The organism is Cutibacterium namnetense (genome assembly GCF_001642025.1).
GTDB lineage: Bacteria > Actinomycetota > Actinomycetes > Propionibacteriales > Propionibacteriaceae > Cutibacterium > Cutibacterium namnetense.
The window spans coordinates 66,670-89,396 of sequence record NZ_LWHO01000010.1 but is presented as its reverse complement, the minus strand read 5'-3'; the positions used below and the strand labels follow the sequence as shown (position 1 = coordinate 89,396).

Genomic DNA, 22,727 nt, shown 5'->3' with positions numbered 1-22,727 from the left:
TGACTACACCCCTCGTCGCTGTGGTCGGCCACCGCTCCTGCCCCCGAATCATCATGGCCGTATCCCGCACCTGTGCGGGTATCAGTTGCGTGGGCGGCGGGTAGGGAACTGCTTACGGGCGTAGCGAGCTACGTTCCAGGTGGTGAACCCGTCTGCGGTGGCACCGACTCCGCCGCCAAGCACAGGGACCCGCTTGGAGACGAAGACCGGTAGCTTCTTGCCTGCGACCTGCCCCATGAGGACATTGACGAGGTTCCGGGCGACGGCCTTTTCGAGATCGGCGTCACCGACCGGAGCGGTAGCGATGCCCATTGGTGTCGTCGGCAGCTTCTTCTCGTGGATGAGGCTGTCGACCTCGTGCTGGCCCATGAGTGTCGCAAGGATGGCGGTGCGGACCCGTTGGTCGTCGAGATCGTAACCGCGCAGGTGGGCGATGGCGGCCACCATGCGAGCCTGCACGATCGCAACGCCGGAAATATTGGCGGGAATAGTTACGGCCAGGGTGACGATGCCGCCGAGGTTGGAGACGAACCCCTGGGCCCCGGCCATCGCAATGTGCTGATTGACCAAGGAGTTGATCGCCTGCTCGACATCGCCGTCGTGTTTCGTGAGGGTCTTCCCGGCGGCCTGACGCACCCCCGGCAACCCCGAGGCGCCGTCAATAGCGAATCCGAGGATGCCGCGCAGTAATGAGACGGCTGCGCCAGGTGCCATGTCGGGGGCTTGGGCCAGCAGTGCCTTGCCGATGTTGCTTCCGATGCCCACGCGGGTCTCCTCTCGATGAACTGTGTTCCAGGGTAGCCGCGGTTGGGGAGCGGATCGGTGGATGTTCGCCATGGGATGGCGTGGAGGCATACCTCGCGTCGACCGATTGGCGATGGCGAGATCGAACCCGTACGTTCTGCTCGCCAGCACCTCACATGCGGGGAGCCGGCAAATCCTCTCGCCAGGAATGATTCTCGCAAGACTAGGACTTTTTCTTTCGGGTGTCGATGCCCTCCTGCATGAGGATCGCCGCAATCCCCACGACCATCACCCAGGCCATGTCACCAGTAGCGCCGTACCACGGCTGGATGAGGGCAGTCGCCGCGAGAACGATGAACGCCCAGGCGATAAGGATGAGTGCCGAGAGGAGTAATCGCGAGCCGCGGGAGCCTCGGGCTCTGGATGCGCCGCTCGGCAGCTGTCCTCGACCGACAAGTTCAATAATGACTTCTCCGGGGATGCCGACGAGGAGCACCCCGACGAACAACCGCAGCGACCACCGCCAGCCGACGAAAATCGCCACAATCGCGAATACCACGGCCATCCAGAGGGCGAAGGCGACCACAGCGGCGAGAATCTTCTCGCCGCGAGATGGGGTCTTCTCCAAGTTAGTCATGCTCACACCTGTTCTTCGGTAACTGGTCGTCGGCCCTTCCATCGTGCCTCACGTGGTGGCAGGGGGCTTATACGGCGCTGCTATGCCAACTCCGGGCCAAGGCGGGAGAGGAGGTATTTGTTAACAGCAATCATTTATGGGATAGGGTTACCTTATGAAGCATGACGAGGTGACCCTGGCGTTGCCTGGAGGAGCTCACCGCCTTCCCAATGGCTGCCCGGTTGCCGGGGCAGGTTTCGGCGTCACTCCGGCAGTCCGCACTCGCCACTCTCGACAGCTGTTCGGCACAGTGGATCCACGCACCCTCGCCCTCTACGTCATCGTTCTCAACATCCTGCTCATGGGGGCAGGATCGACAGCCCTCGTGATGGCCAGCCTTGGGGTCGTTGGAGTATTCCTGGTCCTAACCACCCGACCGCGGACCTGGCTCAACTGGACGATCTTCGTCCTGGTGTGGATTTTCTGCTGCTTCCTGCTCCCAATGCTGTGGCGCTCAACGGTATCGGCGTTCCTGGTCTTTATCGCCTTCTGGATGTTCCGCTTCGCCGGGGTTTTCGGCGCGGCGGTGGCAGCGATCAAGGTCCTCGATGTCACTCAGGTCGGCGCGGTCCTCACCCGGATGCATGCTCCGCAGGTCGTCTACGTGCCCGTCATGGTAGTAGTGCGGTTCTTCCCGATGGCGGTACGTGAATTGCGAGCGATCGTCCAAGCCATGACCCTGCGTGGCCTCAACCCTGGGGCGCGGTCGGCTGTGCGTCACCCGATGCGCACCGCCGAGTACGTCGTCATCCCTTTCCTGGCCTCGGCCGCCCGCATTGCCGATGAACTTTCCGCAGCCGCCATCATTAAGGGGCTCGGTGCACAAAAATCCCGATCAACCACCCAGCCGAGTCGTTTTCGTGTCGGCGACGCCCTCGTGCTGACGATTTTGGCCGCTCTGGTTGTGTGGCGTGCCAGCGAGGTGATCGCGTGAGCATCGTCAGCCTCGACAGCATCAGCTACGGCTACCCGTCATTCGACCCCGACTCCTCGCCGTTCGCCGACGGCCCGTCTCCCGTGCGGGAGGTCGTCGAGCAACTCCGTGACATCACGATGACGATCCGGCCGGGCACGCTCACCCTGCTGGTAGGGGCGTCGGGATCAGGGAAGTCCACCCTGCTGAGGACAATGAATGGACTCGTCCCCAAGTTCTTCGGGGGAACGCTGCGAGGCCAAGTCATGGTCCAGGGCACCGACCTGGCCGGTGTCGAACTGCATGATGTCGGCCGCACCTGCGCGATGATCTTCCAAAACCCCCGCACTCAGTTCTTTACCTCCAACGTGCGCACCGAGCTGGCTTTCGGACTGGAGAACTACGGGGTCGATCCCGATGAGATCCGCCAAGCCGTCTGCCGTGCGGTCGCCCAAACCGGTATCTCCCACCTGCTCGACCGCCACCTCGACACTCTTTCAGGCGGGGAACTGCAACGGGTCGCCTGCGCCTGTGCATTGGTGGCTGATGTTGACCTGCTACTTTTCGATGAACCGACCTCGAACCTCTCAGCCGAGGGAATCGACGATTTTCGCACCCTCGTTGGCGAGCTCAAGGCCGCCAACAAAACCCTCGTGATCGCTGAGCACCGCTTGCACCTGTTCCGCGGACTTGTTGACGACGTTCATCGTGTCTCCGGTGGACAGATTGTTGAGCGGATGAGTCGTAGCGACTTGTTTGTCTTGACGGAGGAGGAGTTGCTGGAGCGGGGTCTGCGCAGTCTCGACGTGCACCCAGTTGACCTGCCCACGCCACCGCAGGCCCCAGCACCTTTTGCTCCGGTGATTCGAGGCAAGCTCATGCGCTCCGATTCCACCGCAGCCGGCGGCACGAAAATCCCGGCAGGGCTGACCATCGAGCACCTCACTTTCTCCTACCGTCCCGGCTCGACGATTCTCGACATCGATTCCCTGTTCCTGCCTGCTGGTGCGGTGACGATTCTGACCGGCCCGAACGGTGCGGGGAAGTCGACGTTGGCTCGAATCGTGTGCGGGCTCGAAAAATCCCCTCCCGAAGCTCGCATCGGCATGGGAGTGCCCTGGACCCCCGGCAGGCGTCAGAAATGTTGCGGGATGGTGATGCAGGACGTTCGTCGTCAGCTTTTTAGCGAATCGGTGGAGCGTGAGATCACGCTCGGCCTTGATACTCCGCATCGAGATGCCGCTGACACATCAGGACTTCTGGAACGTCTCGACCTGGCCGACGAACGTGATCGTCACCCTTTGTCCTTGTCAGGCGGGCAGGCCCAGCGACTCGTCGTCGCGGCCACCATCGCGCAGGACAAGGAGATCGTCATCTTCGATGAACCCACCTCGGGCGTCGACCGCCGGCATCTCGCCTCCATCGCTGATCTCGTCGCAGGACTCGCCACCGCCGGGAAAGTTGTCATCGTCATCACTCACGACCCGGAGCTCATGGCCCGGTGTGGGGACTATCTGGTCAATATCGCCACCTTGAAAGGGAAATCATGAACTCACGCCTAACCACACGCGATCTGGTGACTGTCGCCATCTTCGCGGTGATTTTCTTTGTCGCTTTCTACGCCTGCGGGATGATCGGTTTCGCCGGCCCTGCGTTTATGTTCGTCGGTTGGATCCTCGGTATATTGCTGGGTGGCGTTGTCTTGATCTTGTCAATGACTCGTGTTCCGAAGATGGGCACCTTGACGATCACTGGGCTGCTTGTCGGGCTTGGCATGACGCCCAGCCACACCATCTGGATGATCCCTGCCGGACTCGTGCTTGGTTTCATTGCTGACCTCATCGCCACTAATGCCGGGCGCAATGTTCGCCTGGACCCGCGCCGGGCATCCCTCGGCTACGCGGTCTTCATTCTCTGGATGATCGTGCCACTGATACCGATCGTTGTGAACGCCGATGAGTACTACGACATGATCACCAAGCAAATGGGTGCCGATTACTCCAATAAGATGCGAGCACTGTTCACCCCGGGCCTGATCGCCGGATGGTCCGTCGTGGTGTTTCTGGTTGGGCTCCTTGGCGGCTGGCTGGGCATCAAGATGGGGCGCAAGCACTTCCAGCGGGCGGGACTGACGAAGTGAGCAGGGCCACCCCAGCTGATCCTGCTCTCACCGTTGGCTCGTCCCAGCCGGTGATGCCAGCCCCCGTGACCGCCCAAGCCGCTGCATCCGCTGCGAGCCCCCACGACTACCAGGCCAAGCATCGTGCCGGTGACAGAGCCCTTTCATCGCTCATGCGACCGATCCGGGGACGGATCCTGCTGGCGCGGACTATCGTGGTCGCCTCCTGTGTCGTTGCTGTGGCCCCCTATCTGGCCCTGACGAAGCTCGGCACCATCCTGCTGAGCGCCCACGTCGACCACGATGCCCTCGTACACACCGCGAACCTGTTGGTGGTGGCCTTTTGCACTCAGGCCCTGCTCTACGTGGTAGCCCTTGTCGTCACACATTTCGCTGATCTCAAACTGCGCAGCATCATGCAGGATCGCATCATCGGGCGCCTCTGCCGAGCACCGCTGGCGTGGTTCAGCTCATCGTCCACCGGGCGGGTCCGCAAAGCCATTCAAGACGACACCGTCCAGGTGCATGCACTTGTCGCCCACGCCCCGGTGGATCAGACCGCGGCGATCGGCATTCCCCTGGTGCTGCTCGTTTACGCCTTCGTGGTGGACTGGCGGCTAGGTTTGCTCTGCCTTGCGACGTTCCCGATCTACGCCCTGTTGCAGTGGTGGTCGATGCGGGGGATGGCCGCTAAGACTGCCGAGATGGACGACAAGCTTGCCGACATCTCGGCCAACGCCATCGAGTTGACCGAGGGCGTCCACGTCGTCAAGAACTTCGGCCAGACAGGCAAGGCTCACCGCCGCTTCACTGCTGCTTGCCAGGAGTTTGCCCGGTTCTACTGGGACTGGTGCGGCCCGCTCATCAAGGCGTCTGCCCTGTCGCAGTCGGTGATTTCGGTGCCTGCGCTTATGGCGATCAATCTCGGTTTCGGTCTGCTCATGGCCAGGGCCGGCTGGGTGGGCGTCGCCGATGTCCTCACCTGCTCCCTTATCGCCCTAGTGCTGCCCCGCACCATCGAGGTGCTGGGGAATACGGCGTGGATGTACCAGCAGGCCGGTGGCGCAGCGTTGCGTCTGCAGGAGGTCCTGTCCATCGAACAAATCGACCAACCTAGTGCCAGCTCTGTGATTCCCGAGGACACGACGGTCACCTTTGACGACGTCAGCGTCTCGTATCACACTCCTGACGGTGACGTCCCGGCCCTCAACCACGTCTGCTTGACGTTACGTCCGGGTACCGTCACGGCCCTGGTGGGGCCGTCCGGGTCGGGCAAGTCGACCCTCGCGACGATGCTGGCTCGATTCCGCGATCCCGATCTCGGTACGGTGCGCATCGGTGGGGTGGACCTCAAGGACCTCGCCCCGGCGGACCTCTACCGACTCGTCTCCTTCGTGCTGCAGGACCCGTATCTGCAGCGTCGATCCATCCGTGACGTCATCGCCCTGGCTCGTCCTGATGCCACCGATAAGCAGATTCGTGACGCCGCCCGCACGGCCCAGATCCTCGCCGACATCGATGCCCTGCCTGCCGGTTTCGACACCGTGCTGGGTGAGGACACCAACTTCTCGGGTGGACAAAAGCAGCGTCTGTCCATTGCGCGCGCGGTGCTGGCCGATGCTCCGATCCTCGTCCTGGACGAGGCGACCGCGGCCACCGATCCAGACTGCGAGGTTGAGATTCAGCAGGCCCTGGCCGCTTTGGCCCGAGGCCGAACTGTGCTGGTCATCGGTCATCACGCTGAGTCGGTGACTGGGGCTGATGTCATTTGCGTCATGGAGAACGGCTCCATCACAGCCTGCGGTACCGCTGAGCAATTAGCCGACCAGCCCTACTGGGTGCGGCTGTCGGCGGGACGAATCATGGCGGGGGCCACCCGATGAGCACCACGTCGTCACGTCTTTCCTGGGCCGGGGACATCCTCCTGGCACGGGCATTCCAACCATTATTGACCGACGAGGGCACCCGGCGGTTTCACAGTTCTTTGGCGTGGGCCGGTGCGCTAGGAGTGATCGAGGGAGTCGGTTTATTTGCCGTCATCCCGACGTTTACCGCTTTCGTGATGGGACAGTCCTCATTGGGCCTGACTTGGTGGGGCTGGGTGTGGGTGCTCGCTGCCCTGGCCGTTGCCGGGGCTGTGGTGTCGTACCTTCAGGCGAGTACTGGGTATCTCTGCGGGATGGACGTCTTGAGTCACCTCAGCACCCGTATCGGTGATCACGTTGCCAGCCTGCCATTGGGGTGGTTCCGGTCGAGCTTTCCTGCCCGCCTCTCGCGCTTGTTGACGCGCGGACTCATGACGCTGGGTGAGTGCTTAGGGCATTTCACCGCCCCGCTGGTGAAAGGTATGACCACTACCCTCGTCATGATGGTCTTGGCCTGGGTGTGGTCGTGGGAGTTGGGGTTGGCCCTGCTCCTTGCCATCCCGATCATCTACCTTCTTACGATCGCCTCGCGCGCCCTCAAGCTTCGCGGTGAGGCGTTGACGTACCCCACTGAGCAAGAATTGGCGGCTCGAATCGTCGAGTTCTGCCAGTCCCAGCCTGCACTGCGGGCAGCTGGGCGCGCCAGCGGCTACAAACCTCTTCACGATGCCCAGGTGGCTAGTGGGCGTGCTGCCCGCAAGGATCTGTGGCTAGAGGTGTTGGCGAATTTCGTCTCTGGGCTGGCGGCTCAGGGCATTGCCGTGACCCTCATCGTGCTCGCTGCGAACCTGGGCGGATCAGGACGGCTGAGCCCGGTCGTGGCGGTGGCCTTCATTGGCGTCTCGTTGCGCTACACGAAGGTGTTGGAGGACGTCTGCGCCGCGACCCTAGGCATTGAGATGGCCCGTGAACCGGTCGCCGAGGTTGACGAGATCCTCTCGGCTACCGTGCTTGCTGAGCCAGACGTCCCGGCGGGTCTTCCCGCTCCCGGTGAGGTGAGCTTCGAGGGTGTCTCTTTCGGTTACGATCAGGCTTGCCCTGTCGTCCATGACATCTCGTTCACTGCTCCGGCAGGTGGACTGACGGCCATCGTCGGGCCCTCGGGCGCTGGCAAGACCACCCTGTTCCGGCTTATTGCGAGGTTCTGGGATGTTGATTCTGGAACGGTGCGGGTTGGTGGGGCTGATGTCCGCGATCAGACCACCGAGCAGCTCATGGGCCAGCTCGCCATGGTTTTCCAGGACGTCTACCTCTACGACTCCACTTTGGCCGAGAACATCCGCATCGGTTGCCCGGACGCCACCGACGAGCAAGTGCGTCAGGCCGGAGCCCTGGCCGGTGTCGATGAGATTGCTGCTCGTCTTCCGGGCGGTTGGGATGCCAGCGTCGGAGAGGGCGGTCGTCGACTTTCAGGTGGTGAACGTCAGCGGGTGTCAGTGGCTCGGGCCTTGCTCAAACGCGCCCCGATCTTGCTCTTCGACGAAGCTACTTCGGCCTTGGACCCGGACAATGAGGCCCACGTCGAGGCGGCTATGACGCAACTGCGACAGAATTCGACAATTGTGGTTATCGCCCACAAGCTCGACACTATTCGTTCGGCGGATCAGATAGTCGTCGTCGATCGCACTGGTAGGGTTTGCCAAGTGGGAACCCATGACGATCTCATCGCCAGCAGCGGCCGGTATGCCGATCTGTGGCATGCCCGGGAACGGGCTGTGGGGTGGTCGCTTGTGGGCCAGCGGTGATCAGCAAACGGCCGGGGCGTAAGCCGGCGTTCACACGACGTCAGGTCATTGACGCCGCCCTGGCTGAAGGAATTGGCAGTTTCACCCTTCGGGCGGTTGCTGAGCGTCTCGGCGTGAAGGCCACCGCCTTGTACCGGGAGTTCAGTTCTCGCCAGGAGTTGCAGCTTGCCGCGATTAGTGCGATAGCCGCCGAGATTGAACCGGATCCCCAGTTGTGCACCTGGCAGGAGGTGCTGCGCGACGTCGTGGATCGGCAGTGGCAGATGTGTGCCCGCTATCCGGAGGCGGCCACCGTCATCGTCACCCGACCCGAGGCGTTCGGAGTAGCTCTGCCGCGGATCACGGCGATCGTGGAAAGGTTAGCCGGGCTTGGTATCCCCGGGGGTAAGGACGGGGCAGCCTTCGCCATGGATTTCGCGGGGGACACGGTCCTGGAGACGTACATGTCGATCCAGCCGTACCAAACCCTCGACGAGGACGGTCGCACCGGGTTGGACAGGTTCGCGGGGATCGTCGGTGAGCTGCCAGAACTGTTCGGAATGCAGAACATGGGGGAGCGCGGGAATCTCGATCTCAAGATTGAGTTCATCATCGCGGGGATGGAGCACGGTCTGTTCCCCGGAACGTCGGCGTAAACCTCGTCACAAGTCTGGTGGGCTCATCGGAGGATGACGTTTCATCGGTCGAAGTCCTAGTGTGGCGACATGCCGACTTCTACGCGCTCCCTGCCCGTTCTGTTGGACTGTGATCCGGGTATTGATGACGCCTTCGCCCTGGCCTACTTGGCCTGTCGTGACGACGTTGAGACCGTCGGAGTGGTGACGACAGCCGGCAACGTGGGACAAGACGATGTGCTGCGAAACGCGCTTGGGCTGACTGATCTTCTTGGGATGGACGCGCCGGTTGCCCGAGGGGCGGACGTTCCGCTCGCCGAGCCTTTCAAGACCGCCGAGGAGACCCACGGGCCGCACGGGTTGGGGCACGCTGTGCTAGGGGAGTGCGGGCGCCGCCCGGATTCGCGTAGTGGGGCACAACTGTGGGTTGATCTGGCGCACCGGTACCCAGGAGAGTTGGTGGGTATCGTCACCGGGCCATTGACGAATCTCGCGCTGGCGCTGCGGGAGGAACCGGAATTGCCGCGGTTGTTGCGGGGGCTGCACGTCATGGGCGGGGCGATCAATCATCGTGGCAACACTGGGCCGACGAGTGAGTGGAACATCGCGGTGGACCCAGAAGCCGGCCATGAGGTGTTCGAGGCGTGGGGGAAGGCGTCGAGGCGAGTTGTGCTGGGGGCGCTGCAGGCTACCGAGGTCATTCGTCTCGACGACGAGCATCTGCACGCCGTGGAAAATCTGGGGGATCACCCGGTCATAGCCGTCCTGAGTGACGCTTTGCGGTTCTACTTCCAGTTTCACCAGGCTGACGGCCTGGGGTGGTGCGCCTATCTGCATGATCCCTTGGTGGTCGCCAACGCTGTGACGGGGAGATTTGCCAGCACGCGCCCGTTGGCTGTCGATGTCGAACTAGCCGGGACGCTGACTCGCGGTCAAACTGTCGGTGACGAGTTGGGGCGCTGGGGCAAGGAACCCAACGTCGATCTGTTGTGCGACGTCGATGCTGAGGGGTTCATTGAGCATCTTTTGACGACATTGCGGACGGGATTGAGCTGAGGGAAAGTAATCTAGGCGATGCAGATCAACTGGTACGGGATGGCCAGGTTAAGCGGGAGGACGAATCATGCGTGGAGTTGCCTGCGTTCTTGCGGCAGCGGTGGCCGTAGCTGCGACCGGATGTACCAGGGACGAGAAGCAATCAGCGGTTCCGGCTGACGCGGTGGCGTCGACGAGTTCGTCAGCTGCCTCATCGCCGACCACGAGTTCGTCGGCACCGATCCCGACGGCTTCACCGAAACCGCACTCCACGCCGTCGCGTAATCGACAATCGCCCGGGAAGCGTCGCACGGCTTCGACGTCTCCGCGCCAGGGTGCGACGCCGGCTCGGCCCAAGAAGTTGACCTCCCGGCACGCGGTGGCGGCCGCGCTACAGCCGGGTCATCCAGTTCGGTCTCATGCCAACCAAGCTCATGCTGTTCAACCTCGTGCGACTAGGAGTCACGCGGCTACATCGTCGGCGGTGTCGGTGTATGCGCCTGGTACTCGGGTGTCGTGGCGTTCGTCGCGGCAGGTGATGGTTGCTGATCGTACGTCGGGTACTCATGGTACGTGGGTTCGTTATCAGTGGAGGGGGTCTTCGCGTGGTTGGGTGAGGGTGTCTGCTGCTGGTGTGGGGTCGGTGTTCGGCTCTGGTGGGGTTGTTGATGCGGGGCGGCGTCGTCAGGGGACGAATACGACTCCGGCGGGCACGTTTGGTGTGGTGTCGGCGTTTGGTGTGGGTAATCCGGGTACGAAGTTGTCGTATCGGACGATTGGTCGGTGTTCGTGGTGGATTGAGGATCCGGCGGCTAAGGATTACAACCGGTGGCGTGAGGATTGTTCTCATTTGTCGACGAGTAATAATGAGCGTTTGGCTGATTATGCGGGTTCGTTGTATCGGCAGGCGGTGGTGTTGTCGTATAACTATGCTTCGCCGGTTCGTCGGGGTGCGGGTTCGGGTGCCGGTATTTTCTTGCATTATGCGACGAGGCATACGGGCGGGTGCGTGGGGGTGAACTCTCATGCGGAGTTGGAGGCTACGTTGCGGTGGCTTGATCCGTCTCAGAATCCCACGATCGTCATCAAAAGCTGATACTGAATAACTAGTGTTTTCCCAAGCCTATTTGACTGAGGTGCCTTGGTGCTTGGGCTGAACCGTCTTAACTTGATGCCGGTGCCCTGGACTTTGAAACCTTGGCGCGCCGTCTCTGCGAGCGGGCTCGGTGGTCTATGCACAGCAGAGAATCCACTCACGGTTGCGGACGCGTCACATACCATTCGTCAACCAAAGTGCCCGCGAACGCTATCAAGGAAGAGTGCTGATACGTGTAGGCCGTTCTCGGCGAGCTCGACTAGCAGAGCATCTGTAATGTCCTGGCACAGCATGTCGAGGCAGATGCCGAGCAGCTCCAGCCGATCTGCAGGCGCGCTCAGCCGCACAAGCGGTCATGACCACGTCTGCGTGGGGTCGGGTGCGTTCACCAAGGACTTGACGATCCGCATGAGTGATCCCAACATGCATCTACCAGCACGCCACCGAGGGCCGCGGCTGGGCGATTGCGGACACACTGGACAGCATGGTCCAGGGCGGGTCCGCGAGGTAGCTGGGCACGAAATGGCGTACTGGCAGGCTTTGAGAATGATGAAAGACCCTGCCAACTGTTCGTTGACAAGGCCCTCCGTGTGGAGCGGGCGACGGGAATCGAACCCGCGTATCCAGCTTGGGAAGCTGGCGCTCTACCATTGAGCTACGCCCGCAATGTCTGAAGACTTGGGATAGTTTAGCGCACTACATCGCAACTGTGCGAACCCGGATGCCTCAGTAGTGTTGCGGAACCCTGCCGTACCGCACTGGGGCGGTCGGGCGCTTGGCTTCGTGAGTGACCGGTCGCAGTGAGTCCATCCAGCGTCTCACCGGCGGCAGCCAGACCATGACGCCGGCGGCTACGAGGAAGGGCATCCCGATCCATGACACCCAGTTGAGGGTCACTGCCGCGCACCCGACGGCAACGCCGCCGATGGCACCCCAACGTACCCAGCGGCGTCCCAACCAGGTGTTGACGGCTAGGATCCCAGGCATGGCCACCATCGCGGCGGCGATCGACATCATGGCAGTAGCCAGCAGAACCGACGCCAGGGACCCGGGGCGGGGGTGAGTCCACGTCATGAGATTTGTGGCCTGGATGAAAGTCCGCATGTGAATGGACTGCCACCACGCGATTAAGAGTGCAACGGCGGCAGTGACTGCTGCGGCGAGGTAGAACCCGGCGGCGATCCGTCCCACCTTTGCCGACGACGTGGCCTGGGCCTCGGGGGCTTCGGGTGGGGGGAGAGTGGCGATTGTCTCCGCGCTGGCACGTAGTGGTGCGCTCGGTGAGACATTTTCTGGCTCTGCATGGCGGGGCTGTGGGTACGTGGGCTGCTCGGTCACGATCCTCCTGGCGACGTGTTGCTCTAGCCTAGACGTAGTGGTCGGCCAAGTGAACAGATCCTGACCCGAGTGGCTTGTCATGCGAAATCTCTTCGTTGCGCATCGACTAGATGATCACGATAACTGGACTTCAAAGGGGAAAGGCAAAGACACCGAATGTGGTAGGACCATGAGTATGGATCCATTGACCACTCTGGAAACCTCCACCTGCATCGCCGCCGGTGACGTCGGGATCCTTGACGTTGTTGATGCTGCCCTCGAAGCGGCACATGCCGACGAATGTCACGCTTGGACCTGGATTGATGACGAGGGGGCTCAGAACACCGCCCGTGAACTCCAGCGTCAACTCGATGCCGGGCAGGTTCGTCCCGGCCCGCTATATGGCGTTCCTTGCCCGGTCAAGGACCTCAACGCCTTGGCTGGGGCGCCCCGAGCCGTCGGGAGTCGAGCTGTCGGCGGGACACCATCGCGCTACGACGACGGCATTGTCACTCGGCTCAAGGCCGCCGGTGCCATCCCCATCGGCACCACGGCCGCTCCCGAGTTCGGGCTTCCCTGTTACACCGAGCCGGACGGTCGGGCGGCGACCGTCACCCCGTGGGATCATGCCCGAATGGCTGGCGGGTCTTCTGGTGGTGCTGCGGCCGCGGTCGGTGCGGGTCAAGTATCGATCGCCCAAGGATCCGATGGCGGCGGGTCGATACGCATTCCGGCTTCCTGCTGCGGTGTCGTCGGCCTCAAGCCCAGCCGCGGCCGAGTTTCGGCCGGACCCCACGGGGTCGATGGTCCCGGACTGGTCTGTGGTGGGGTGCTGACTCGCACGGTGCGCGACACCGCTGCCGCCCTCGATGTGCTATCCGAGCCGTGGCCCGGGGACCCGTTCCACGCCCCGGCCCCGACCGAGTCCTTCCTGTCGGCGTGCGAACGTGAGCCGAGACGGCTGCGCATCGGCCTCCTGCGCGAACCGGTCATAGCCGACGCCTGCGTTCATCCGGATATCTTGGCAGCGCTGGACCGGACGGCCGCCACCCTGGAGTCCATGGGCCACCTTGTCGAGCCGACGAGTGCCCCGTTCGGCCCGCGTGAATGGGACTCTTTCCGGTGCGTATGGGAGGTGGGGGCGGCTGCGATCCCGGTTCCACCCGAACGTGAAGAGTTCTGCACTCCAATGTCGCGATGGTTGCGGGCTGGGGGTCGACGCCGTAGCGGAATCGAGCTGGCCGAGGGGTTGGCGGGCATTCAGATGGTGGCGCGTCAAGTCGGACAGCACTGGCAGCGATTCGACGTTATTGTCAGCCCGACCCTGGCCCAGCCTCCTTTGCCGGTGGGAGCCTTGCGCGACGACGAGGACCCAGCCGCCGATTTTGATGCTCAGTGCCGTTTCACGCCGTGGACCAGCCTGTGGAACATCACCGGGCGTCCGGCGATGAGCTTGCCGCTGCACACCACGAGGATCGGCGGCGTCGAACTGCCGATCGGCATCATGATTGGCGGCGTCGAACTGCCGATCGGCATCATGATTGGCGGCCGGCTATACGACGAGGCCACCCTCCTGGCACTCGGATGTGCCCTTGAGCATGCTCGGGACTGAGAGTGCAGTCACCGTTGATCAAAACTCCCGACTCGCCTGTGGTGGCAGCGCCAGCGTGCCTGTCTGTGGGATGGGGCGGGAATTTTTGCATGTTGACTTGCGCGCAGTCACTGTGTGTGGCCGCGCACCATGACGTGGCGTGACGAAAATCGTCACCTGCCGGGACTATCGCACATAATGATCGCCCCAGAACCGAAACGGTTCTGGGGCGATTGTGGGTCTGGGCTGTGAGATTTCAGTCCTTCTTCATGGTGCCGGTCTCGAGGAACCGGGTGTGCCATGAGTACGCCTCACCCAGCAGGTGCGGGGTGTGCTTGAACTTGCCACGCAGTGCACGCTCGTAGTAGTCCATCAGCATCGGACGGTAGTCCGGGTGGGCGCAGTTCTCGATGATCTTCGGGGCGCGCTGACGCGGTGCCAGACCACGCAGATCGGCGATGCCCTGCTCGGTGATGATGACCATGCCGTCATGCTCAGTGTGGTCGACGTGGGAGACCATCGGGACGATCGCCGAGATGGCGCCTCCCTTGGCCGTCGACGGGGACACGAAGGCTGAAATGTAGGCATTGCGGGTGAAGTCGCCGGATCCACCGATGCCGTTCATCATCCGCGAGCCCATGACATGGGTCGAGTTGACGTTGCCATAGATGTCGGCCTCGATCATGCCGTTGGCGCCGATGACGCCGAGGCGGCGAATGACCTCGGGGTGGTTCGAGATCTCCTGTGGGCGCAAGATGATGTGATCGCGGTAGAAGGCCGCGTTCTCGTTCATCTTGTGCGCGTAGTCAGGCGACAGCGAGAAGGCGGTGGCGGAAGCGACGTCGAGTTTGCCGGCATCGATGAGGTCGATCATGCCGTCCTGGATAACCTCGGTGTAGGAGGTCAGGTGTTCCAGGTCGGAGTGGAGCAGGCCGTCAAGGACGGCGTTCGGGATGTTGCCGACGCCGGACTGCAGCGGCAGCAGGTTCTTGGGTATGCGTCCCTGCTTGACCTCGTGGTCGTAAAAGTCGAGCAGGAATCCGGCGATCTTGCGGGAGTCGTCGTCGATCGGCTTGAACGGGGTGTTGCGGTCGGGGCCATCGGTCTCGATGATCGCCGCAACCTTGTCCTGGGGAATGTGGAGGAACTTGTCACCGATCCGGTCACCGGGATGGGTGATCGGGATCGGCACCCGGTTCGGGGGAAGCGCGAAACCACCGTAGATGTCGTGCATTCCTTCGAGGTCGTCGGACTGCCATGAGTTGACCTCGATGATGACCTTCTCGGCGGTGTCGCAGTAGACCGCATTGTTGCCGACCGATGAGGTGAGGACAACATCTCCGTCCGCGGTGATCCGGGTGGCCTCGATGACGGCGAAGTCAACCTTGCCGAAGAAGCCTTGACGCACCATCATGCCCGACTGTGACAGATGGATGTCGGTGTAGAAGGAAGTGCCGTCGTTGATCTTGCTTCGCATCTGGGGATCGGACTGATACGGCATGCGCCAGCCGATGCCGTCAACGGAGGCAAGGGTGCCGTCGAGTTCAGGAGCGGTCGAGGCTCCGGTGAAGACGTTGACGGTGAACTTCTCACCACGATCGTGGGATTCCTGGATGCGCTTGGCCAGTGCGCCTGGCAGCACCTTGGGGTAGCCCGACCCAGTGAATCCACCGAATCCGATCTGGTCGCCGTCATGGATGAGGGCAGCCGCGTCGTCCGCGCTCATCACTTTCTGACGCAGGGCTGCGTTGGCAATCCGCTCTGACATCTGTCCTCCTGCCGCCGTGCGGCTGGTTGTCGGTGACGGTACACAGCGCAACCTGTGAGCCGTCGAAGAAACACTGTTTCGTTCCCGGTGAAGGCGGTCCTAAACCGTGACAACACTGTATATGGCGTTCTTTGGTGTGGGATGGGCCACCCCTGCTATTTGAGACCAGGTGAGCACTGTTGCTCGTGGATGGTCGAAGTGTTCGCACAGCTGTTCGCGGCGCAGCTCCACGTGTCTGGTCGGGCGCGTCATCGATCGCGATGGCGTCTGATGTTGGCCATGATCACAATGCTTCGACGCTGATCCGCGTGGACATGGTGAGGTTGCCGCCTGGGCTGAGAACAACCGCATTGTCCTTGCAAACCCCGGTCTCGACGCACACGAAATCGCGCCACGCCTGGGTCGTCGGGTTAGCGACATTTGCCAACGACGAGCGTGGGTTCCAGACCACAGCGCTGGGGCAACTCGTTGTCTCCAGGTGGATCTGGCGTCCCCATGCTGGGTCGAGGAGGGCTAGGGCTGGTCCGACTCCCTGGATGACGGTGTCAGTATCAGGAACCATGGCAAGCTCGTCAGCGTCGCAGAACCCTTTGCCACCGGTGGCGAAATTGTGCCAGCTGGCGCCGCGAACGCCCCTAACCCGCGCCTGTGCAGCATCTCCGACGCGCAGGTAGGTGTGCCACATCCCTTCGACGAGGCGTGGCTTTTGATCATGGTTGGTGAGGGTGAGCGTCATCTCCAAGGCCGCGTTGGTCATGACGACTTCGTGACGAATTCCGATGGACGCTGTCTCCGCAACCCCGACGACGCGGAAAGGAGCAGCGACCGTTACCTCGAAGTCGGTTCGACGCGCCAGGCCATGTTGGGGATCCTGGTCGTTGTTGGGGCCGTGACCGAACCACGGGGCACACAGCGGAATTCCTCCCCGGATTACCGCCTCGGACTCATCAGCGTGCTCGGTGTCGAACCAGATGACGGGTTTGTCGTCGGCCTGCCAGGCCAGTACCTGACAGCCATGCTCTGCGACCTGCCAAGCGCCGTCATGGGCCGAATGAAGGGTTCCAGGAAGGATGCTCATGCTCTTATGATCATGGTCACTGAGCCCACACGGCGCGGACTGCGTCTATCCGCTCACACCTGATGGTGTTTCGTGCAGCCTCGACGGCGACCGCCTTCGCGCAAAAGGCGATCGGCAGCCCGGCGATTGCGAACATATCGAGGTCGTTAGCGCCATCGCCTAGGGCTATCGTCCGTTCAAGATCGACCCCACATTCCAAGGCCCAGCGGCCTAGCCAGGTCGCTTTCGCGGCCCGGTCGACGATGTCACCAACCACTCGTCCGGTGAGGTGGCCATCGACGATCTCAAGCTCGTTGGAGGCTGCGAAGTCAGCCCCGATTTGTTCGGCCAATGGATCAACCAGGGCCGTGAACCCACCAGATACCAATCCGACAGCAGCCCCAATCTCATGTGCGCTGGCCACCAGCTCAGCTGCACCAGGGGTGACGACAGTGGCTTTCCGTGCCTCCTCGAAGGCCCCGATATGCAACCCTTCCAAACATTTCACTCGCGCCCGTAAGGACTCTGCGAAGTCCAATTCTCCGGCCATAGCGCGGGCGGTGACCTCACGGACCTCGTCGGCTTTCCCGGCACACTCGGCCAGTAGGTCGATGGCCTCAGTGCGTGTGACGGTCGAGTCGACGTCGCAGACGATGAGGCCAGGCGGCTCGGTGGCCAGAGTGCCGTGGGGATGCAGTACGCCGACACCGTTGGTGGCAGCTAGCTCCCGCACCTGCGTCATATTCCCCTCAAAAGATATGGCGTACTCGAAAATATGGGCGGCCCACTCACCAGTGTGAATGCCGCGCATGCCGGCGGCATCAGGCCATAGCAAAGTGCCGGGGGAGCGAAGACTGGAGCGATCGTCGCTGACGAGGATGACGCGAGAACTCATGAGACTACGGTAGGTGCGTTTGAGCGGGTTCGGTCGAGGTCGTGACTCGCGACACGGTGTGAACCTTGCGGACCGTTGTGCGATCGGCTTATCGACGCACTGTTCTGATGACGGTGTACCGACGATTCCGCGCGACTTGGCGGGTCGGCCCAACAGTGCGCTGCACATGTGACGCCCACGGGAGGTGATTGTTGTACACGCACCACAGGGCCCCGCCGGGGCGCAGCACGCGGGCAGCGTCAGCCAGCATGGCCAGGGTTGGGGCGTGATCCTGGGCAGTGCCTTGGTGGAAGGGCGGATTGGTGACGACGACGTCGACGCTCTCGTCGGGGACATCGACTAGCCCGTCACACCAATGAGTGACGATGTTGAGCCCGTTCGCCTCAGCGGTGAGCCGGGTGGAGTTGACGGCTTGCCATGAGACGTCGGTAGCGTGGATCGTGGCCTGGGGGAGCTGTCGGGCCAGGTGGGCGGAAATGACACCGTTTCCGCACCCCAGGTCGACGGCGTCGGAGTGGACGTCGGCTGCGATGGCGTCGAGGTGGTCGAGCAGCAGGGAAGTTCCGGCGTCGAGTCCGGCGGTATGGAAGACGCCTCCATGAGCTCGGATCGTCAATCCTTTGATGGTGTTAGTGCGCGGCCATTCACCGATGACGGCGGGTCGTTCCCGAGGTGACGAGAAGTGCAGTACACGGGCTTTGCGCACCCCGAGGCTGGCGTGGACGTCGTCAAACCAGCGGGCGGCGACGTCATTCATGGACCGGGTCATGTGCTTGATACGTCCACCGGCGACGATATGTGCGTCAGGTCCAAGGAGGTGCCAGAGTTTCCCTAACAGTTCGTCGAGCTCATCGAGGCTGGTAGGCAGGCCCATCCACACCACGGCGCTGTCTGAGGCGTCGCCGGTGGTCCAGGGGTTGAGGCGGATGGCGTCAGGGATGTCGACGATATTGCGGCAGTCGTCGGCCCACGCCGCGACCCGTTTCCCGGCCACTTGCACCAAAGAAGGACGCCCCAGCACCCAAATCGGGTTGGCTTGTGGCGATTCGGCGACGATGAGCTCGTCAACGGGGTCCTGGATAGCAGCGTCCATGGTGGCAGTCTCCCAGATTGGGGTGACCTATTTGGCCCTGCTGCCCGTAGCTGCCCAGAAACGTTGGTGGTGACGTTGACACGTTGATGGTGATGTTGACGCCCCCGGTTCGGGGCATTTTTTGACGGCTACGGATAGTAGTTGGACGGTAGGGGCCGCGCAGGGGTAGGGCGCGCTAGTTTCGATGCGGCGGGGGAAGAGCATCACCGGCCGCGGCAGTCCTAGGATGGCGACATGGCAGAGTCGCCCCTAGAAATACACGTCATCGCCGATTCGACGGGTGAGACCGCCGTTCGTCTGGCTCGGGCTGCCCGCAGTCAGTTCGAGGGGGTCCATTGGCACATCGTGCGCCATCCCATGATTGGCACCGTCCCGGAAATGGTTTCAGCGCTGGAAGCTGTTTCGGAGGCCCACGAGGCAGGGCAGTGGGTGTGCGTTGTACATACCTTGGTGCTGCCCGATATGCGCCGAATGGTCTCCGATGCGTGTGAGGAGATGGGTATTCGTGAACTCAACCTCATGGGCCCGATGCTCGACGCGATGGAGGAGGCCTCTGGCCTGGATGCTGATGCGGTCCCGCGTCGTCCGGTAGGTGTGGAGGCCGACTACTTCACCCGGATCTCCGCGATGGAATTCGCGGTCCGTAACGACGACGGCGCTATTCCCGACCGCCTGACCGAGGCTGATATTTGCCTGGTGGGCGTGAGCCGCTCAGGTAAGACGCCATTGTCGATCTACCTGGGCTATCTGGGCTACAAGACGGTCAACGTCCCGCTGGTTCCTGGCATCGCTCCGCCGGCCGAGCTCGCTGCAGTGGATCGGTGGCGCATCGTTGGGTTGACGATCGACGCTCAGCGTCTGCTGGAAATCCGTGGACGCCGAGTGCGCGGACTAGGCGGGTACGGTAACGAGGACGGGTACGCGGACCTCGCCGCGATTTACGACGAGCTGGACGAGGTTGGCAAAATTCAGCGCCGACTAGGGTGCCCCATCATGGACACGACTGGCTTGGCCCTGGAGGAGTCAGCAACGAAGGTCATCGACGTCGTTGATCAGCGAGCCAAGACGGCGGGCACTCGGCTGCGCAGACCTGCGGGGTCGTATCGCACGCGCCCCTGACCGTGAAGAGCGAGGTGGCTCGGGGGCTCGATGGCGACGACTACGGTGTTATCCGTCATTCATGGGTGTCCCCGCGAGTGAAAATGCGCCCTGAGCGTGAAAGAATGACCGTATCCGGCCCAACTGAGGGCCGGGCCTCGGGTTCGCGGCGCAGTCGCGCGGACCCGAACGCCGTGATTCGATGAACAGGCTGGCACAGATCGAAGGAGATCAGGCATGACTGACCGTTACGTGTACGACTTGTCCGAGGGCAACGCGGAGATGAAACCGCTGCTCGGCGGCAAGGGCGCAGGAGTTGCCGAGATGAAGCGTCTCGGCGTCCCGGTGCCCGACGGATTTACCGTCACCACCGAAGCCTGCGTGGACACTATGACGAGGAAGGGTGAGTGGCCTGAAGGTCTGGAATCCCAGGTATGGGAGGGTCTCAGACGACTCGAAGAGCGCACCGGTCGCGTTCTCGGTGACGACAAAAAGCCTCTGCTGGTCTCCGTGCGATCCGGCGCCGTGATCTCGATGCCCGGCATGATGGATACCATCCTCAACCTCGGCATTTCCGACGACACCGTCGAGGCCATTGCCAAAGAAGCAGGCAATGAGCGGTTTGCGTGGGATTGCTACCGCCGCTTCATTCAGATGTACGGCGAGGTCGTCGAGGGTATCGACGCTCACGTCTACGAGGATGCCTTGACCGCCCTTAAAGAGCACAAGGGCGTGGAATCCGACACCGATCTGAGTGCCGATGACCTCAAGGGTCTCGTTGACACCTTCAAGAAGCTGTCGAACGAGCAGCTCGGTGGCAACTGGACGACGGATCCGCGTGAACAGTTGATGCGTGCCGTTGATGCTGTCTTCCGTTCTTGGCTCAACCCGCGTGCCTTTGTCTACCGTAAGGCCAACAAGATTCCCGACGATTTGGGTACGGCCGTCAACGTCATGCAGATGGTGTTCGGTAACCGTGGCGATACTTCCGCTACCGGGGTCTGCTTCACTCGTAACCCCGCCACCGGAGCCAAGGAGCTCTACGGTGAGTTCCTCGTTAATGCTCAGGGCGAGGACGTCGTCGCCGGTATCCGCACCCCGCGCTCCCTTGCTGAGATGAAGGAAGTGCTGCCGGAGGCTTACGACGCCCTCATCGACACCATGAAGAAGATGGAGTCGCACTACCGCGACATGCAGGACATGGAGTTCACCGTCGAGAATGGCAAGCTCTATCTGCTGCAGACTCGTAACGGCAAGCGTACTGCCGCTGCGGCCCTCAAGGTGGCTCGCGACCTCGTCGACGAGGGAGTCATCACCAAGGAAGAGGCCCTCATGCGGATCGAGCCGGCTCAGCTCGATCAGCTCTTGCACGAGGCCATCGACCCGGACCACACCGAGCAGCCAGTTGCCGAGGGCCTGCCGGCTTCCCCAGGTGCTGCTGTTGGTGAGGCTGTTTTCGACGCTGACGTTGCTGCTGAGCGTGGTGCCAAGGGTGAGAAGGTTGTCCTCATCCGCTTCGAGACCACCCCTGACGACATTCACGGCGTCATCGTCAGCCAGGGCGTCTTGACCGCCCACGGTGGCATGACTTCCCACGCCGCCGTTGTTGCCCGCGGCATGGGTAAGCCTTGCGTCGCCGGTGCCCGTGGCATCAAGATTGACGCTAAGGCTGCCACCCTCACCATTGGTGACACCATCATCCATGAGGGGGACATGATCACCCTGGACGGATCCACCGGTGAGGTCTTCGCCAGCGGCCTCAAGCTCATCCCGCCGCAGATCAACGCGGATTTCCAGGAGGTGCTCTCCTGGGCCGACGACATCCGTCATCTGGGGGTCGAGGCCAACGCCGATAACGCCACCGACGCTGCCAAGGCTCGCGAGTTGGGGGCCGAGGGCATCGGGCTATGCCGCACCGAGCATATGTTCTTCGGTGCTGATCGTCTGCCGGCGATGCACGAGATGATCACCGCTGACACCCCGGAGGAGCGTCAGGCGGCCGTCGACAAGATCTTGCCCATGCAGCAGGACGACTTCGAGGGCATCTTCACTGCGATGAAGGGCCTGCCCGTCACCGTCCGCCTGCTCGACCCACCTCTCCACGAGTTCCTGCCTAACCTTGTTGAGCAGTCCCTCAAGGTTCAGAAGATGGAGACCCAGGGCGCTGACGCCGGTGAGCTCGACAAGGAGCGTCGTCTGCTGGCCCAGGTGAAGAAGCTGCACGAGCAGAACCCGATGCTCGGTACCCGTGGCTGCCGTCTCGGCATGCTCTACCCGGAGATTCCCGACATGCAGGCTCGCGCGATCATCCGCGCTGTCTTGGCGGTGTTGCAGAAGGAAGGGGAGACCGTCCAGATCCAGATTATGATCCCGCTGGTCTTTACCCCCATCGAGCTCGAGACCCATCGTCGGATCGTCCAGCAGGCTATCGACGAGGAGTTTGAGTCCGCCGGTACCAAGGTCGACGTCAAGATTGGCACCATGATCGAGTTGCCGCGTGCTGCCCTGATTGCTGACAAGATTGCTGAGGTTGCCGACTTCTTCAGCTTCGGCACTAACGATCTGACGCAGACCACCCTGGGCATCAGCCGTGACGACGCCGAGAACGGATTCCTCACCGAGTACCTGCGCACGAAGGTCCTCAAGGATAACCCGTTCGCCTCGATCGATCAGGAAGGCGTCGGCCAGCTCGTCGCCGGGGCCGTTGATAAGGGCCGCCAGACTAATCCGAAGCTATCCCTGGGAGTCTGTGGTGAGCACGGTGGCGATCCGGACTCGATCCATTTCTTCAACAAGACGGGGCTCGACTATGTGTCTTGCTCGCCGTTCCGTGTACCGATCGCTCGGTTCGCTGCAGCTCAGGCTGTCATCTCTGAGCAGAAGAAGTGATCTGAGGACGCCATCGCGTCACTGATGTGATGCTGCCCCGATGCGACTGTGTGGCCTCTCCACCGCGGTGGAGAGGCCACATGTGTACCGGTACGTACCGGCCAATTCGCGGCCGATTGAGGGGGTTCGTCGACGTGGGAGCCATGTCCGCG

The 22,727-nt window shown here is 62.3% G+C and carries 19 protein-coding genes and 1 tRNA gene; 11 read left to right on the top strand and 9 right to left on the bottom strand.

From position 1 onward, the window contains the following. Positions 1 to 81: 81 nt before the first annotated feature. Both A5483_RS09870 and A5483_RS09865 read right to left on the bottom strand, forming a co-directional pair. Positions 82 to 765: an EcsC family protein gene (locus tag A5483_RS09870; protein ID WP_063811726.1), complete on the bottom strand. Its 684-nt coding sequence runs from the start codon at positions 763 to 765 to the stop codon at positions 82 to 84. A 202-nt stretch (positions 766 to 967) separates the two neighbouring features. Then, a complete protein-coding gene (locus tag A5483_RS09865) occupies positions 968 to 1,381 on the bottom strand; it encodes a hypothetical protein (protein ID WP_002550329.1) in 414 nt (137 codons plus the stop codon). Positions 1,382 to 1,535: 154 nt separating this feature from the next. Between A5483_RS09865 and A5483_RS11970 the strand changes: the two genes are divergently transcribed. The 7 genes from A5483_RS11970 (at position 1,536) to A5483_RS09825 (ending at position 9,792) form a co-directional block, all read left to right on the top strand. After that, the gene (locus tag A5483_RS11970) at positions 1,536 to 2,354 is read left to right on the top strand and encodes an energy-coupling factor transporter transmembrane component T (protein WP_153023090.1); all 819 of its coding nucleotides are present in this window, start codon (positions 1,536 to 1,538) and stop codon (positions 2,352 to 2,354) included. Continuing rightward, a complete protein-coding gene (locus A5483_RS09850; RefSeq protein ID WP_082864044.1) occupies positions 2,351 to 3,883 on the top strand; it encodes an ABC transporter ATP-binding protein in 1,533 nt (510 codons plus the stop codon). The genes A5483_RS11970 and A5483_RS09850 overlap by 4 nt, the downstream gene beginning before the upstream one ends. Continuing rightward, a complete protein-coding gene (locus A5483_RS09845) occupies positions 3,880 to 4,473 on the top strand; it encodes an MptD family putative ECF transporter S component (RefSeq protein ID WP_002550244.1) in 594 nt (197 codons plus the stop codon). Before A5483_RS09850 ends, A5483_RS09845 begins: the two co-directional genes overlap by 4 nt. A 53-nt stretch (positions 4,474 to 4,526) precedes the next feature. Beyond that, positions 4,527 to 6,335, top strand: coding sequence for an ABC transporter ATP-binding protein (locus tag A5483_RS09840; protein WP_052647643.1), 1,809 nt, complete (start codon positions 4,527 to 4,529; stop codon positions 6,333 to 6,335). Continuing rightward, the gene (locus A5483_RS09835; RefSeq protein WP_002550245.1) at positions 6,332 to 8,122 is read left to right on the top strand and encodes an ABC transporter ATP-binding protein; all 1,791 of its coding nucleotides are present in this window, start codon (positions 6,332 to 6,334) and stop codon (positions 8,120 to 8,122) included. The genes A5483_RS09840 and A5483_RS09835 overlap by 4 nt, the downstream gene beginning before the upstream one ends. Further along, on the top strand, positions 8,119 to 8,757 hold the full coding sequence (locus tag A5483_RS09830) for a TetR/AcrR family transcriptional regulator (protein WP_002550261.1): 639 nt from the start codon (positions 8,119 to 8,121) through the stop codon (positions 8,755 to 8,757). The genes A5483_RS09835 and A5483_RS09830 overlap by 4 nt, the downstream gene beginning before the upstream one ends. A 69-nt stretch (positions 8,758 to 8,826) precedes the next feature. After that, the gene (locus A5483_RS09825; protein WP_002550265.1) at positions 8,827 to 9,792 is read left to right on the top strand and encodes a nucleoside hydrolase; all 966 of its coding nucleotides are present in this window, start codon (positions 8,827 to 8,829) and stop codon (positions 9,790 to 9,792) included. A gap of 48 nt (positions 9,793 to 9,840) precedes the next feature. On the opposite strand, the gene A5483_RS12175 is transcribed toward A5483_RS09825, so the two are convergent. Then, complete coding sequence (locus A5483_RS12175; protein WP_206598486.1) at positions 9,841 to 10,083, bottom strand: hypothetical protein; 243 nt, start codon at positions 10,081 to 10,083, stop codon at positions 9,841 to 9,843. A gap of 301 nt (positions 10,084 to 10,384) precedes the next feature. On the opposite strand from A5483_RS12175, the gene A5483_RS12170 reads away from it, so the two are divergent. Further along, complete coding sequence (locus tag A5483_RS12170) at positions 10,385 to 10,867, top strand: L,D-transpeptidase family protein (protein WP_241497704.1); 483 nt, start codon at positions 10,385 to 10,387, stop codon at positions 10,865 to 10,867. A 591-nt stretch (positions 10,868 to 11,458) separates the two neighbouring features. On the opposite strand, the gene A5483_RS09810 is transcribed toward A5483_RS12170, so the two are convergent. Together A5483_RS09810 and A5483_RS09805 are read right to left on the bottom strand one after the other, a co-directional pair. Next, a tRNA-Gly gene (locus A5483_RS09810) sits at positions 11,459 to 11,532 on the bottom strand. A 61-nt stretch (positions 11,533 to 11,593) separates the two neighbouring features. Beyond that, positions 11,594 to 12,205, bottom strand: a complete 612-nt coding sequence (locus tag A5483_RS09805; RefSeq protein WP_002550288.1) for a hypothetical protein — start codon at positions 12,203 to 12,205, stop codon at positions 11,594 to 11,596. A 169-nt stretch (positions 12,206 to 12,374) separates the two neighbouring features. Here A5483_RS09805 and A5483_RS09800 point away from each other — a divergent pair, with 169 nt between their 5' ends. Next, complete coding sequence (locus A5483_RS09800) at positions 12,375 to 13,796, top strand: amidase (protein WP_063811722.1); 1,422 nt, start codon at positions 12,375 to 12,377, stop codon at positions 13,794 to 13,796. 235 nt (positions 13,797 to 14,031) lie between these two features. On the opposite strand, the gene A5483_RS09795 is transcribed toward A5483_RS09800, so the two are convergent. The 4 genes from A5483_RS09795 to A5483_RS09780 form a co-directional block, all read right to left on the bottom strand. Beyond that, the gene (locus tag A5483_RS09795; RefSeq protein ID WP_063811721.1) at positions 14,032 to 15,543 is read right to left on the bottom strand and encodes an acetyl-CoA hydrolase/transferase family protein; all 1,512 of its coding nucleotides are present in this window, start codon (positions 15,541 to 15,543) and stop codon (positions 14,032 to 14,034) included. Positions 15,544 to 15,826: 283 nt separating this feature from the next. Then, positions 15,827 to 16,621, bottom strand: coding sequence for an aldose epimerase family protein (locus tag A5483_RS09790; protein ID WP_002550303.1), 795 nt, complete (start codon positions 16,619 to 16,621; stop codon positions 15,827 to 15,829). 16 nt (positions 16,622 to 16,637) lie between these two features. Then, positions 16,638 to 17,495 (bottom strand): phosphoserine phosphatase SerB, encoded by an 858-nt coding sequence (gene serB / locus A5483_RS09785; protein WP_002550283.1) that lies wholly within the window; start codon positions 17,493 to 17,495, stop codon positions 16,638 to 16,640. Between the two features lie 88 nt (positions 17,496 to 17,583). After that, positions 17,584 to 18,588 carry a class I SAM-dependent methyltransferase gene (locus tag A5483_RS09780; RefSeq protein WP_153023087.1) on the bottom strand — a complete coding sequence of 335 codons (1,005 nt, stop codon included), beginning with the start codon at positions 18,586 to 18,588 and terminating at the stop codon, positions 17,584 to 17,586. 234 nt (positions 18,589 to 18,822) lie between these two features. Between A5483_RS09780 and A5483_RS09775 the strand changes: the two genes are divergently transcribed. Both A5483_RS09775 and ppdK read left to right on the top strand, forming a co-directional pair. After that, positions 18,823 to 19,707 (top strand): pyruvate, water dikinase regulatory protein, encoded by an 885-nt coding sequence (locus A5483_RS09775; protein WP_063811720.1) that lies wholly within the window; start codon positions 18,823 to 18,825, stop codon positions 19,705 to 19,707. A 216-nt stretch (positions 19,708 to 19,923) separates the two neighbouring features. Next, positions 19,924 to 22,575, top strand: coding sequence for a pyruvate, phosphate dikinase (gene ppdK, locus A5483_RS09770; RefSeq protein WP_002550336.1), 2,652 nt, complete (start codon positions 19,924 to 19,926; stop codon positions 22,573 to 22,575). The last annotated feature ends 152 nt before the right edge of the window (positions 22,576 to 22,727 follow it).

Coding starts and splice junctions, on each gene's coding strand:
- A5483_RS09775 (WP_063811720.1), top strand. CDS start 18,823: ATGGCAGAGTCGCCCCTAGAAATACACGTCATCGCCGATTCGACGGGT.
- A5483_RS09835 (WP_002550245.1), top strand. CDS start 6,332: ATGAGCACCACGTCGTCACGTCTTTCCTGGGCCGGGGACATCCTCCTG.
- serB (WP_002550283.1), bottom strand. CDS start 17,495: ATGAGTTCTCGCGTCATCCTCGTCAGCGACGATCGCTCCAGTCTTCGC.
- A5483_RS09800 (WP_063811722.1), top strand. CDS start 12,375: ATGAGTATGGATCCATTGACCACTCTGGAAACCTCCACCTGCATCGCC.
- A5483_RS09795 (WP_063811721.1), bottom strand. CDS start 15,543: ATGTCAGAGCGGATTGCCAACGCAGCCCTGCGTCAGAAAGTGATGAGC.
- A5483_RS09840 (WP_052647643.1), top strand. CDS start 4,527: ATGCCAGCCCCCGTGACCGCCCAAGCCGCTGCATCCGCTGCGAGCCCC.
- A5483_RS09825 (WP_002550265.1), top strand. CDS start 8,827: ATGCCGACTTCTACGCGCTCCCTGCCCGTTCTGTTGGACTGTGATCCG.
- A5483_RS11970 (WP_153023090.1), top strand. CDS start 1,536: ATGAAGCATGACGAGGTGACCCTGGCGTTGCCTGGAGGAGCTCACCGC.
- A5483_RS09780 (WP_153023087.1), bottom strand. CDS start 18,588: ATGGACGCTGCTATCCAGGACCCCGTTGACGAGCTCATCGTCGCCGAA.
- ppdK (WP_002550336.1), top strand. CDS start 19,924: ATGACTGACCGTTACGTGTACGACTTGTCCGAGGGCAACGCGGAGATG.
- A5483_RS09845 (WP_002550244.1), top strand. CDS start 3,880: ATGAACTCACGCCTAACCACACGCGATCTGGTGACTGTCGCCATCTTC.
- A5483_RS09790 (WP_002550303.1), bottom strand. CDS start 16,621: ATGAGCATCCTTCCTGGAACCCTTCATTCGGCCCATGACGGCGCTTGG.
- A5483_RS09865 (WP_002550329.1), bottom strand. CDS start 1,381: ATGACTAACTTGGAGAAGACCCCATCTCGCGGCGAGAAGATTCTCGCC.